The 12,749-nt window shown below is 49.0% G+C and carries 12 protein-coding genes; 4 read left to right on the forward strand and 8 right to left on the reverse strand.

Going from position 1 to position 12,749, the window contains the following annotated elements:
* Positions 1-102 precede the first annotated feature (102 nt).
* Positions 103-1,185, forward strand: a complete 1,083-nt coding sequence (gene aroB / locus C1H71_RS10130; protein WP_130106454.1) for a 3-dehydroquinate synthase — start codon at positions 103-105, stop codon at positions 1,183-1,185.
* Positions 1,186-1,448: 263 nt separating this feature from the next.
* Here the strand turns inward: aroB and C1H71_RS10135 are convergent, their stop codons facing one another.
* Positions 1,449-2,672: a YihY family inner membrane protein gene (locus C1H71_RS10135; protein ID WP_188053176.1), complete on the reverse strand. Its 1,224-nt coding sequence runs from the start codon at positions 2,670-2,672 to the stop codon at positions 1,449-1,451.
* 63 nt (positions 2,673-2,735) lie between these two features.
* Here C1H71_RS10135 and wrbA point away from each other — a divergent pair, with 63 nt between their 5' ends.
* Both wrbA and C1H71_RS10145 read left to right on the forward strand, forming a co-directional pair.
* Entirely contained in the window at positions 2,736-3,335 is a 600-nt protein-coding gene (gene wrbA, locus C1H71_RS10140) for an NAD(P)H:quinone oxidoreductase (RefSeq protein WP_130106456.1), read from the forward strand.
* A complete protein-coding gene (locus tag C1H71_RS10145) occupies positions 3,332-3,706 on the forward strand; it encodes a DUF2069 domain-containing protein (RefSeq protein ID WP_130106457.1) in 375 nt (124 codons plus the stop codon). The genes wrbA and C1H71_RS10145 overlap by 4 nt, the downstream gene beginning before the upstream one ends.
* 224 nt (positions 3,707-3,930) lie before the next feature.
* On the opposite strand, the gene C1H71_RS10150 is transcribed toward C1H71_RS10145, so the two are convergent.
* On the reverse strand, positions 3,931-5,724 hold the full coding sequence (locus C1H71_RS10150) for a 2-isopropylmalate synthase (protein WP_130106458.1): 1,794 nt from the start codon (positions 5,722-5,724) through the stop codon (positions 3,931-3,933).
* A gap of 254 nt (positions 5,725-5,978) precedes the next feature.
* On the reverse strand, positions 5,979-6,719 hold the full coding sequence (gene pssA / locus C1H71_RS10155) for a CDP-diacylglycerol--serine O-phosphatidyltransferase (protein ID WP_130106459.1): 741 nt from the start codon (positions 6,717-6,719) through the stop codon (positions 5,979-5,981).
* Between the two features lie 73 nt (positions 6,720-6,792).
* On the opposite strand from pssA, the gene asd reads away from it, so the two are divergent.
* Positions 6,793-7,674, forward strand: a complete 882-nt coding sequence (asd, locus tag C1H71_RS10160; protein WP_262488261.1) for an archaetidylserine decarboxylase — start codon at positions 6,793-6,795, stop codon at positions 7,672-7,674.
* 148 nt (positions 7,675-7,822) lie between these two features.
* Here the strand turns inward: asd and C1H71_RS10165 are convergent, their stop codons facing one another.
* The 5 genes from C1H71_RS10165 to ilvB form a co-directional block, all read right to left on the reverse strand.
* On the reverse strand, positions 7,823-8,407 hold the full coding sequence (locus C1H71_RS10165) for a hypothetical protein (protein WP_130106460.1): 585 nt from the start codon (positions 8,405-8,407) through the stop codon (positions 7,823-7,825).
* A 44-nt stretch (positions 8,408-8,451) separates the two neighbouring features.
* On the reverse strand, positions 8,452-8,985 hold the full coding sequence (locus C1H71_RS10170) for a GNAT family N-acetyltransferase (RefSeq protein WP_130106461.1): 534 nt from the start codon (positions 8,983-8,985) through the stop codon (positions 8,452-8,454).
* Positions 8,986-9,108: 123 nt separating this feature from the next.
* A complete protein-coding gene (gene ilvC, locus C1H71_RS10175; RefSeq protein WP_046351916.1) occupies positions 9,109-10,125 on the reverse strand; it encodes a ketol-acid reductoisomerase in 1,017 nt (338 codons plus the stop codon).
* A 54-nt stretch (positions 10,126-10,179) separates the two neighbouring features.
* On the reverse strand, positions 10,180-10,671 hold the full coding sequence (gene ilvN / locus C1H71_RS10180; protein WP_130106462.1) for an acetolactate synthase small subunit: 492 nt from the start codon (positions 10,669-10,671) through the stop codon (positions 10,180-10,182).
* A 12-nt stretch (positions 10,672-10,683) separates the two neighbouring features.
* Complete coding sequence (gene ilvB, locus C1H71_RS10185; protein ID WP_130106463.1) at positions 10,684-12,450, reverse strand: biosynthetic-type acetolactate synthase large subunit; 1,767 nt, start codon at positions 12,448-12,450, stop codon at positions 10,684-10,686.
* Positions 12,451-12,749 lie beyond the last annotated feature (299 nt).

Here is a 12,749-nt window from a genome sequence, read left to right on the forward strand (position 1 = left end):
AATGACGATCTTAATGAGGGTGCCATTTCTGGATTTATTTCGAGGCATAAGCTAATTCGCAATTTGACAATACAGATTTTGCAAAACCGATTTTGGAGATCTATGCAGACCGTTAAACTAGACCTTGCCCATGCCCCTTACGATATTCATATCGCCCGTGATTTATTGACTCAGGTTGAGCTAATTAAGCCTTTATTGCTTCAGCCTCGGGTTGTGATTGTCAGCAATGCAACGGTTGCTCCGCTTTATTTAAAACCTCTGCAAGATGCTTTAGAAGCAGCAGATATTCAATGCCACAGCATTATTTTGCCTGATGGTGAAGTTTATAAAACCTCTGAAACACTCAATCTTATCTTTGATGCCCTGCTTACGGAGCGCTGCGAACGTAAAACCACGCTGATTGCCTTGGGTGGTGGTGTGATTGGCGATATGACCGGTTTTGCGGCGGCGGTGTATCAGCGTGGCGTGCCGTTTATTCAGATTCCGACGACTTTATTGGCGCAAGTTGATTCATCGGTTGGCGGTAAAACGGGGATTAATCATCCTCTCGGTAAAAATATGATTGGCGCGTTTTATCAGCCTAGGTTGGTTTTGGCTGATCTAGCTACGTTGGACTCCTTGCCGCTGCGTGAGCTATCTGCAGGCATGGCCGAAGTGATTAAGTATGGCTTGATTGATGATCTGGCTTTCTTTGAATGGCTGGAGGCCAATATCGAGCGGCTGATGGCGCGCGAAACCGATGCGCTGGCCTATGCGGTGGAGCGCTGCTGCCAGAATAAAGCGCGGATTGTGGCTGGGGATGAAAAAGAGCAGGGCCAGCGTGCGCTATTAAACCTAGGCCACACCTTTGGCCATGCGATTGAATCTGGCCTTGGCTATGGCGTTTGGCTGCATGGTGAGGCGATTGCTGCGGGGATGATGCTGGCGGCTTATGCATCACGCGAGCTGGATCAGATCAGCGATGACGATATTGAGCGGATTAAAACCCTGCTACTTAAAGCGGGTTTACCGGTTAAAGCACCGGTATTGGGGCATGAGCGCTACTTAGATTTAATGGCGCAGGATAAAAAAGTAGACGCTGGTAAAATCAAATTTGTATTGATGCAGTGTCTTGGTGAGTCTTATGTAGGTGAGCTGAGCCGTGACACGATTATTGCCGCATTAGATGTGGGCTGCGCCGCGTAATTATTATTGCTGTAATCATGGCGCTGCAAATCCGGCAAAATCTGGTCTCGACCATGCGATTTTTCGCTTCGACCGTCTAAGTCCGACAGGCAACTAGGATCTGTTGACGTTTCATTCACGGTTCAGCGTAATTGCGAATGAAATGTCAACAGACCCTAGTGGGTTGAGTTCAGTGATTTGGGCTGGTCATAATCCACCATAGTGCATGTAAAGTGGTGGGTTATGGCGACCATAGGCGGAGATAAGCTTTGCACGTAAGCCACTTAACTTACCTTATACAAAGCTTTGTTTTTTTCCGAATACTCCGCTAGCGTCATCTCTAGTACTCCTTTCAGCTCTTCGTGAACGGCCGTTAGTCCTTGCTCTAGACGGGCGGAAAGGGGGGTGACCATGGTTTCAAACACGTTCCTTAGCGTGATTTTATTTAGGTCCACCGCTAAAATCCATTCCCCATCACGGGTGGATTCCACCCAATTCTTTAAAGCCATTTCTTCAAGCAGGGCGTAGCTGGCATCTAAGCCCAGCTCAGTCCGGCGACGTAGCTTATCGATATGCAGGATTTCGCCTTGGCTATGCGCTTCGGCCAAAACCAGCAGCAGGCGGATCGATTGTTCTAATCGTGTGCCCTGATGGCCTTCCCAGCGCCATGCCGACGCATGCCAATAGGAAAGACACGCCGAGAGCACCGCTCCCCCTAGAATAATTACCCAACTCACGTACAGCCACATCAGAAAAATAGGAAAACTGGCAAAAGCGCCATAAATCAGCTTAAACGTACCAAATTGCTGAATATAAAGCCCAAAGCCACGCTTCATTAGCTCTAAGGCCGCGGCCACGACAAGGGCAGCGGTGAGGGCATGGCTGCGTGGTACATAGCAGTTTGGCACCGCGAGATAAAGCAGGGTTAAAGAGCCAAGCATTAAGAGTAAAGGGCCGAGCTTGAGCAGCATCAGGTTCAGTATATTGGCATTGCTATGCAAGCCAGTTTGGGCGTAAAGCCAAGAGGTGAGCGAGATACTAATACCGATTAATAGCGGGCCAAGGGTGAGCGCTGCCCAGTAAATAATCGTTCTTTGCAGTAGTTTTCTGGGGCGTTTTATTCCCCAGATTTCATTGAAGGTTTTTTCGATGGTAAAAATCAGTAAGAGGGCGGTAACCAGCAGGCCTATCATCCCTAGAGCAGTTAGGCGCTCAGCATTATCAGAAAACTGCCGCATATACACGCTGATTACTTTGCCAGATGCATCTGGGACTAAATTTGTTAGCAGGAAAATCTTAAATTTACTGCTGTAGTCCCCAAACATTGGAAACGCAGAAAAGAGCGATAGCGCAATGGTCAGCAGGGGGATTAGCGCCAGCAAGGTGGTGTAAGTTAGGCTGCCTGCCGTTTGCAAGCAGCGATCGGCAATCAATCTACGGCCAACAAAGCGGGAAAAGCCAAATAGACGATGAAAAATGCCAAGATCAAATCGGGAGATTAGATTCACGGTTTTGCGATTAAATGAAGGATGAGCTTTATAATACCGCAGCCCCACTATTTTGGAATTGTAATGCCAGAGATCCTTGTCCTTTATTACAGCACGCATGGTGCTACACGCCAGATGGCGCAGCTTATTGCCAGAGGAGTTGAGTCTGTGGCGGGCGTGACCGCCCGTATTCGCACCGTGCCTCGTATTTCAACGGTTTGCGAGGCAGTAGAAGCCGTGGTTCCTGATGCCGGAGCGCCCTATGCGGAGCTGGCTGATGTAAAAGAATGCATCGGTCTTGCGCTTGGTAGCCCAACTCGTTTTGGTAATATGGCCGCACCAATGAAGTATTTTTGGGATGGAACAGTGGGGGATTGGCTGCAAGGATCTTTAATCGGCAAGCCTGCCTCGGTGTTTACCAGTACCGGCTCTATGCATGGTGGCAATGAAGCCACGCTGCTCACCATGATGCTGCCACTGCTGCATCACGGCATGTTGATTGTGGGAACGCCTTATTCGGAAACCGTGCTGAGTCATACCATTACGGGTGGGACACCCTACGGGCCTAGCCACGTGGCGGGCAGCGAATCTAATCAGCCGCTCTCTGCAGATGAAAAACAACTTTGCATCGCTCAAGGCAAACGCCTCGCTCAGGTGGCTTTAAAACTGGCGGTGGCCGAATGAAAGATCAGCGTTTAATTACCCTATCGCACTGGCTTTCGGTGGCGAGCCTTGTGGCGTTGATTGCGCTATGTATATCGTGGGAACTATGGCTTGCGCCCATGAAAGAAGGCGGCTCTTGGTTGGCTTTAAAGGGGGTATTGTTACTGCCAATGCTAATGGGGGTTTTAAAAGGCCGACGTTATACCTATCAATGGGGCTCGATGTATATCTTGCTGTGGTTTGTAGAAGGCGTGATGCGGGCTTGGGGCGATCATGGTTTATCGCAAATCCTAGCGGGAGCAGAGGTCGCCTTAGCTAGCTTATGCTTTGCAAGCTTTGTAGCGTTTGCTTGGTATACACGGCCCTCTTTGGGGAAGCCTGTGCAGGCTTGAGCTGCCGTTAAATACGGAGTGCAGTTTTGCATAACAAAAAGGCCAAAAACCAGAGGCTTAACTTTAGCTCTGGTTGCTGGCCTTTTGTGTTGAGTGTCTGTCCATCACAAAGCTTGTGGCCCTGCTGTGGCAGATTGGGGTAGGTTTGAGTAAAACCATCCCGACGGCGGGGCTGATTGGCCGGCCGTATCTCGGTCTAATGTTTTGATAAACGCTGGTGAGGGTTAAACCGGGCCTTGTGCGTTAATCCGTGTTTCTTTGTTGTGCAGCTTGTTCAGCGCCGAGATATACGCTTTGGCGCTGGCGGCGATAATGTCGGTGTCTGCGCCTTGGCCATTCACGATACGGCCTGCTTTTTCTAAACGCACGGTCACTTCCCCTTGGCTATCTGTGCCTTGGGTAATCGCATTGACTGAATAAAGCTGCAGCTCTGCAGCGCTATTGGCCATAATTTCGATGGCTTTGAATACCGCATCTACGGGGCCGGAGCCGCTTGATTCTGCGCTTTTCTCTACGCCATCTTCGCTCATCACAATATGCGCAGATGGCATTTCGCCAGTTTCTGACATCACTTTAAGAGCGGTAAATTTGAAATGCTCATGCTCAATTGCAACCATTTCATCAGAAACCAGCGCATGCAAGTCTTCATCAAAAATCTCGCGTTTACGGTCGGCCAGCTCTTTAAAGCGGGCAAAGGCAGCGTTTAAGGCTTCTTCGCTGGACAAATCAATACCCAACTCGTGTAATTTTGTTTTAAAGGCATTGCGGCCAGATAATTTACCCAGCGTCAGGCGGTTGGCGCTCCAACCTACTGACTCGGCGCTCATGATTTCGTAAGTTTCACGATTTTTCAGCATGCCATCTTGGTGGATGCCTGATTCGTGAGCAAAAGCATTCGCGCCTACAATCGCCTTATTGGGTTGTACTGGGTAGCCGGTAATGGTGGAAACCAGTTTGGATGCGGGCACAATTTGTTTCGGATCAATGCCGGTTTCTAAATTAAACAGATCACGGCGAGTACGCACTGCCATCACGATTTCTTCCAAGCTGGCATTCCCCGCTCGCTCGCCAAGGCCGTTGATCGTACATTCAACTTGGCGTGCGCCTGCTTGAACAGCGGCTAAAGAGTTGGCTACGGCCATGCCCAAGTCGTTATGGCAGTGGGTAGACCAGATCACGCTATTTGAATTAGGGACGCGGGCAATCAGCTCACTCATCCTTGCCGCCCATACTGATGGAATGCTATAGCCCACGGTATCTGGCACGTTAATGGTTTTGGCACCGGCTTGAATCACTGCGTCAAAAATACGAATTAAGAAATCCATATCCGAGCGCACGGCGTCTTCGGCAGAGAACTCCACATCATCGGTATATTCCAGCGCAATTTTAACGGCCTTCACGGCGGCATCCACCACCTGATCGGGGCTCATGCGCAGCTTGTGTTCCATATGAATGGGGCTGGTGGCAATAAAAGTATGGATACGGCCACGTTTTGCCGGTTTGATTGCTTCACCTGCGGCACGCACATCTTTTTCATTAGCGCGTGCCAAAGAACAGACGACAGAGTGTTCGATAATGCTGGCAATGGCCTTGATCGCGTCGGCGTCGCCTGGGCTAGCCGCGGCAAAGCCCGCTTCAATAATGTCTACGCCGAGTTTTTCTAGCTGGCGAGCGATGCGGATTTTTTCTTCTTTAGTCATCGACGCGCCAGGCGATTGCTCGCCATCACGCAAGGTGGTGTCAAAGATGTACAAACGATCGCTCATGCCGGAGGTTCCTTGTATCAATGGTGCAGGGCTGCTGCCCGAGAAATAGTGCTGAATATTGAAGCTTTTCCCCTGATGGGCCGCCAACAGCGCCAATTTATTAATGGCACTGAGCGGGATGCTGCCGCGTTCGCGCCATTTGTAGACCGCAGCTCGCGAAATTAAATCATCTGGAAATAGACTATTAATTGCTTCGCTTAGCACGCTTGGTCCACCAAAATCGGCGATTAGACGTTCAATGTCTAATTCCACAGCTATCTCCTCAGGGTTTATGTCCTCAAGATTAGCTGCGGAGTGACAATATGTCAAATATTTTGAATGAAAATCACGGATAAGTTATTTTTATGATTTTGATTTTGAGAATATCGGACTTTTTGTCCGATATTTGGGTTGAATGTAGTGTGGTTGGTGATGAGCGTGTAGGGTGGGCACACGTGCGCTCGTTGTAAGTAGGCTGAGGTGAGGTAATGGATATCTGTGCGCGTGGGCTGTACCCACCCTGCTCTTTATATTGGTTTAATCCAGCGATACAGCCAGTAAACATAGCCTGATAAGCCATAGCCAATAAAAAAGCAAAATAGCATCAGTGGTGGTTTGGCCACGATGATCAGCAAGACAAATGTTGTGATTAGCAGGGCAAAGAAGGGCACGGTTCTACGCATATGCAGCTCTTTAAAGCTCCAAAAGCGCACATTAGAAACCATGGTCAGGCCAGCAAATAGGGTGAAGATCAAAGCAAGATAGGGCAGTGCGCCGCTAATGGGGGTGAGCTCTTCTGCGTATTCATGGCTGATCCACACCAAACCCGCCACCATGGCCGCTGCAGCGGGGGATGGCAGGCCTTGAAACCAGCGTTTATCCACAACTTCAATATTGGCATTAAAGCGCGCTAGCCGCATTGCTGCGCCTGCACAATAGATAAATGCGGCGATCCAGCCTAGCTTGCCAAAATCGCGCAACATCCATTCATAGGCGACCAAGGCGGGGGCCACACCAAAGCTCACCATATCGGACAGCGAATCAAACTGTGCGCCAAACTCTGATTGTGTATGCGTTAAACGCGCCACTCGACCATCTAGGCCATCAAGCACCATGGCAATAAAAATAGCGACGGCGGCTTGATCAAAATTCTTATTCATTGCCTGCACAATGGCATAAAAGCCCGCAAACAGGGCGGAAAGGGTGAATAGATTGGGGAGTAAATAAATGCTTTGGTGGCGTAAATTATTAGGATGTTTGAATTGCATTCTGTCATGCCTCTCAGAAATGATATCTAATTGTAGCTGACCAAGCCGTGAAGCAAGCTTTGATTGGCAAGCTATGCGTTATAATCTGTCGTTTAATTTCTGCTGGGGAATGCCTGTGTCAGAGCGTTTGTTTGTTCTTTTGCAACACGTATTACCCAAAGTCGCACTGACGCAATTATTGGGCATGTTTGCTGGCTTAAAAGCAGGCGGCTTAACTCAGCGGGTGATTCGCTGGTTTATTGGCCAATATAAAGTCAATATGAGCGAGGCGGTTGATTCTGATCCCGTCGCGTTTACAACCTTTAATGATTTTTTTACCCGCGCTCTAAAGCCGAGCGTGCGTCCAATTCACGCTGCATGCTTTGTTAGCCCCGTAGATGGTGCAATCAGCCAGCTTGGGGCTGTAAAGCAAGATCAAATCTTTCAGGCTAAAGGCAGGGGGTACTCCACCAGCGCTTTGCTGGGAGGGGATGCTGCCTTGGCTAAGCCGTTTATCAATGGCAACTTTGCCACCATCTACCTTAGCCCGCGTGATTACCACCGCATCCATATGCCTTGTGATGGGCGGCTAACGCAGATGATTTACGTGCCGGGTGAGTTATTTTCTGTTAACCCCACCACCGCCCGCGGCGTTGACGCTTTATTCGCGCGCAATGAGCGTGTGGTCTGCATGTTTGAATCTGATTTTGGCCCGTTTGCGCTGGTGCTAGTTGGCGCGACCATTGTTGGCAGTATGGCAACAACGTGGCACGGTGTGGTTAACCCTCCACGTAGCAAAACAGTACGCCGTTGGGATTATACCGGCCAGAATATTGCCCTGAAAAAAGGCGAAGAAATGGGCCGCTTCTTGCTTGGCTCCACGGTTGTTCTGCTGTTCCCCAAAGGTAAATGTCGCTTTAGCCCATTCTGGGTGGCCGAACGCGCCGTGCAGATGGGTGAGAAAATGGGGGATTGATGCTGTGTGACAATGCTCATATTGGGGGGTGTCATGCCCAATATGGGCATGAGCTAAGTTATTGTGTTGTTCTGTGTGAAGCCACTTAAAATATGAGGTCAACCACAGTCAAATAATTAACCTTGTACTGTCCCTCGTTTTTCTTCATTTATTTATAAGTAGTTGGTTCTTTATCCTGCGCGGTTCTATGGTCTTCATATTTGATGCCTTGGTATTCGCCACTGTGCCCAGTAAAAGTGATTTTTCCAGATTCAAGCCAGAAAATCACTTTTCTGGCTTCATCTGCAACCGCTGGATAAAATTCATCTATGAGTGCGGATTGTTGTTGCGAATTTAGTTCGCACCATCGCTCTACCTTGTATTTATGGTGAGGAACGGTAATGGCGAGCCCATATCCCAAACCAAGATTATCTAAAAAATAGTAACCATCGCAGTAAAGATCATAGAGTTGTTCGATATATGTATGTGCATCGCAAGGGTGATCTACAATTTTTTGAAGGATTCCTTTTAAATACCACTCGTAGCATTTTCCAAGATTAATATAATTACGAAGTATTTTCCCTGCCTCATACAGAGATGAAGGTGTTTTGTAGTTTAAAGAAATTAATTCTGAGTATTCATCTGATGCTAATAGTTCGCCTAATTTTTTCTCTGAATATACCCAGCGCTCGAATTCCCCTTGCTCGATCTCTTTTAATATCAATTTGTAGATAGTAAGTTCAAATTCGCTCAAGGCCTATGCTCCTGCAATTAATAATGGGCGGAGTGGTGTTCGTTCTACAGCACCTCCTCCCTCAATATTCCCCAGCAAACAACATCCTCCAGCTTGCCCCATTTAATCGCGTGCTGCCGCAAAATACCTTCCTGCTTAAGGCCAATTTTCGCCATCACTCTTCCAGATGCTGGGTTTCTGACGAGGTGTTCGGCGTGGATGCGCTGTAGTTTTAGCTGGGTAAAGCCAAACTCCAGGATTGCGTGGCCTGCCTCGCTGGCGTAGCCTTCGCCCCAGAAAGGCTTGCCTATCCAGTAGCCTAGCTCGGCTCGGTGCTCAGGTAAAATATCAAATAAGCTGATTGCGCCTAGCAAGGCTCCATCTTCTTTGCGGCGTATGGCGAGGGCTAGTGTTTGCTGCACTAGCCACAGGCTGGCGGTGCTGGCGATCCAGCTTTCTGCTGCGCCATCGGGGTAGGGGTGAGGAATGGTGGCGGTGGTATCGGCAATGGCAAAGTCACCTGCTAGCCTTTGCACTGCTGGCGCGTCGTCAAAGCTAAAGGGGCTGAGGATAAGGCGAGGGGTTTCAAGTGAGGGCATCTCTGCTCCAAAAAAATCAGCGTGTAGGATGGGTTAAGCGTTAGCGATCCCCATCATTCCCAAGTAAATGCCCAAAAAAAGCCAGCTCGAAAGCTGGCTTTTTGCGTTTTAAATCAAGGTCAATTAGTTCTTAGTTTGATCTACGATTTTATTCGCTTGAATCCAAGGCATCATGGCACGCAGTTTGTTACCCACTACTTCGATGCCGTGCGCTGCGTTGTTGCGGCGGTAAGCAGTCATGGATGGGTAGTTAGTTGCGCCTTCAACGATGAATTTCTTCGCGTATTCGCCGTTTTGAATGTCTTTCAGTGCTTGGCGCATCGCTTTACGGGATTCTTCGTTGATGACCTTAGGGCCAGTCACGTATTCGCCGTATTCTGCGTTGTTTGAGATTGAGTAGTTCATATTGGCGATGCCGCCTTCGAACATCAGATCAACGATCAACTTCAGCTCGTGCAGGCACTCGAAGTAAGCCATTTCTGGCTCGTAGCCGGCTTCAACCAGTGTTTCAAAGCCCATTTTAACCAACTCAACCGCGCCGCCACACAATACGGCTTGCTCGCCGAATAAATCGGTTTCGGTTTCGTCTTTGAATGTGGTTTCGATAATACCAGTACGACCACCACCCACGCCGGAAGCATAAGACATGGCGATGTCGCGGGCTTTGCCCGATGCGTCTTGGTAGATGGCGATCAAATCAGGTACGCCGCCGCCACGAACGAATTCGGAACGTACAGTGTGGCCAGGTGCTTTTGGCGCGATCATGATCACGTCGAGGTCTTTGCGTGGCACAACTTGGTTGTAATGAATCGCAAAGCCGTGAGCAAAAGCCAGTGTTGCGCCTTGCTTGATGTTCGGCTCGATTTCGTCTTTATATAGTTTTGACTGAAATTCATCTGGAGTTAGAATCATCACTACATCGGCAGAGGCAACAGCTGTTGCAACGTCAGTTACTTTTAAGCCGTGTGCTTCAGCTTTAGCAACAGTGGCCGAGCCTTTACGCAGGCCAACAACGATATCAACGCCAGACTCTTGCAAGTTGCAAGCGTGGGCATGGCCTTGTGAGCCGTAACCGATGATGGCTACTTTTTTGGATTTGATGATGGAAAGATCACAGTCTTTATCGTAAAAAACTTTCATGGCTGAATTCCTGATTAGTGTTTAGATTTGTCTATTCTGCGTGCTTTGCACGCATCAAATTTTTAAAATACGCTCGCCGCGACCGATGCCAGAAGCACCGGTGCGTACGGTTTCCAGAATGGCGGCTGGATCAAGCGCCTTGATAAAGGCATCCAGCTTTTCGCCTGTTCCGGTTAGCTCTACGGTATAGGCTTTTTCTGTGACGTCGATAATGCGGCCACGGAAAATATCCGCCATCCGCTTCATCTCGTCTCTTTCCTTGCCGGTTGCCCGTACTTTAATCAACATCAGTTCACGCTCGATGTGATCGGCCTCGTTCAGGTCGATCACTTTCACCACTTCTACCAGCTTGTTGAGCTGTTTGGTGATTTGTTCGATAACGTCTTCAGAGCCATGGGTGACGATGGTCATCCGGCTCATCGTGGTGTCTTCAGTGGTTTGCACTGTTAACGAGTCGATGTTGTAGCCACGCGCTGAAAATAAGCCAGTCACACGGGATAATGCACCAGCTTCGTTTTCGATCAGTACTGAAAGAATATGTCGCATTTTTATCTCCTCTCAGCACAGATTGCCGTAATCACGGTTATTTTCAAACGGCACCAATTGCATGTCTTGCATATGCGGCGGTAAATCCATTTGGCTCAAGCCTTTCCCATTTTGAATCATCGGGAAGACATTTACTTCTCTGTCGGTAATAAAGTCCATAAACACGAGGCGATCTTTTAGCTTGTCGCTAAATGCTTCGCGTAGTGCCGGCTCTACATCAGACGGTTTTTCGATTTTCATACCAACGTGGCCATAGGCTTCGGCTAGTTTTACAAAATCAGGCAGCGCATCCATATAGGACTCGGAATAGCGATTGCCGTAAAAGAACTGCTGCCACTGACGAACCATGCCCAGATAGCGGTTGTTCAGATTAATAATCTTGGTCGGAATATGGTATTGCTTACAGGTTGAAAGCTCTTGGATATTCATTTGGATCGAGCCTTCGCCAGTAATACAAGCGACGATGGCATCCGGGTTTGCCAGTTGAGCGCCCATAGCCGCAGGCAGACCAAAGCCCATAGTGCCCAGCCCACCCGAGTTAATCCACTGACGTGGGCGTTTAAACGGATAGTATTGCGCGGCAAACATCTGGTGCTGGCCCACGTCGGAAGTAATGATGGCATCGCCACCGGTCACTTCCCACAGCTTTTGCACCACAAATTGCGGCTTGATGACGAGGTCAGATTGCTCATACCAAAGGCTGTTTGGTTTGCGCCATGCTTCGATCTGTTTCCACCAGTCTGCCAAAGCCTCGGCCTGTGGCTTGATGCCGGTTTCTTTCAGGATGGCGATCAGGTCAATCAGCACATGTTTTACATCGCCAACGATAGGCACATCGACTTTTACGCGCTTGGCAATCGACGATGGGTCGATATCGATATGCACAATCTTTTTAGTTTGCGAAAGGAAGTGCTCTGGCGATGAAATAACCCGGTCGTCAAAGCGCGCACCAATCGCAATAATCACATCACTGTACTGCATCGCCATATTGGCTTCGTACGTGCCGTGCATTCCCAGCATGCCAAGGAAATGCGGGTCTGTACCATCAAGCGCACCTAGGCCCATCAGGGTGTTGGTGCAGGGCAGGTTGAGCATTTTTGCCAGCTCGGTGACTTCTGCACTTGCATTGCTTAAGATGGCGCCGCCGCCTACATACAGAAACGGGCGCTTGGCTTCACCAAGTAACTGCGCCGCTTTCTTAATCTGGCCAGGATGGCCCTTGGTTGGCGGGGTATAGCTGCGAATTGAAACCGATGCTGGATAAATAAACTTTGTTGTTTGAGCCGCAATATCTTTAGGCACATCGATTACAACGGGGCCTGGCCTACCCGTGGTGGCGAGGTGAAAGGCTTTTTTAATGGTGGGAGCCAGATCACGAATGTCTTTTACCAAGAAGTTGTGTTTTACGATTGGGCGTGAGCAGCCAACCATATCTACTTCTTGAAAAGCATCTAGACCAATCGCATCAGTTGCAACTTGGCCGGAAAACACCACCATAGGAATCGAATCCATATAGGCGGTGGCAATCCCAGTAATCGCATTGGTGGCGCCAGGGCCGGATGTAACCAGCGCTACGCCCACCTTTTTGCTAGAGCGGGAGTAAGCATCGGCAGCATGCACGGCAGCTTGTTCATGGCGAACCAGCACATGCTTAAAATAATCTTGTTTGAAGATTGCATCGTAAATAGATAAAACTGCGCCGCCAGGGTAGCCGAAAATAAATTCAACCCCTTCTTCCTGCAAGCAGCGCGTAATGATTTCTGCGCCCGAAATTTCCATGGGTATTCCCTAGGTCAGAACGATAGATAAACAGCTGGGGCCAAATTGGCTTCGCCCAACTGTTTGCAAATGATTTACCGAGTCTTCCACCGTTTCAAACAGGTTTGTGACCTGTATTTGACGACCAGTGTGTGTTCGCTGGCGGTGACCTTTCGGCGCAGGCTAACTATGTAAGTGCCGCCTGCATTGTTGGCTGGATATTGCACTAGAAAGTTACCGCACTGCGGTATAAATGGCAAGTTCTTCTGGTTATTAACTTATTGACTTTGTTAGTATCGCAGTCTTGCGTTTCTGTGCTT

This window comes from Iodobacter fluviatilis (assembly GCF_004194535.1).
Lineage (GTDB): Bacteria > Pseudomonadota > Gammaproteobacteria > Burkholderiales > Chitinibacteraceae > Iodobacter > Iodobacter fluviatilis_A.

Coding starts and splice junctions, on each gene's coding strand:
- aroB (WP_130106454.1), top strand. CDS start 103: ATGCAGACCGTTAAACTAGACCTTGCCCATGCCCCTTACGATATTCAT.
- wrbA (WP_130106456.1), top strand. CDS start 2,736: ATGCCAGAGATCCTTGTCCTTTATTACAGCACGCATGGTGCTACACGC.
- C1H71_RS10145 (WP_130106457.1), top strand. CDS start 3,332: ATGAAAGATCAGCGTTTAATTACCCTATCGCACTGGCTTTCGGTGGCG.
- pssA (WP_130106459.1), bottom strand. CDS start 6,719: ATGCAATTCAAACATCCTAATAATTTACGCCACCAAAGCATTTATTTA.
- asd (WP_262488261.1), top strand. CDS start 6,793: ATGCGTTATAATCTGTCGTTTAATTTCTGCTGGGGAATGCCTGTGTCA.
- C1H71_RS10170 (WP_130106461.1), bottom strand. CDS start 8,985: ATGCCCTCACTTGAAACCCCTCGCCTTATCCTCAGCCCCTTTAGCTTT.
- ilvC (WP_046351916.1), bottom strand. CDS start 10,125: ATGAAAGTTTTTTACGATAAAGACTGTGATCTTTCCATCATCAAATCC.
- ilvN (WP_130106462.1), bottom strand. CDS start 10,671: ATGCGACATATTCTTTCAGTACTGATCGAAAACGAAGCTGGTGCATTA.
- ilvB (WP_130106463.1), bottom strand. CDS start 12,450: ATGGAAATTTCGGGCGCAGAAATCATTACGCGCTGCTTGCAGGAAGAA.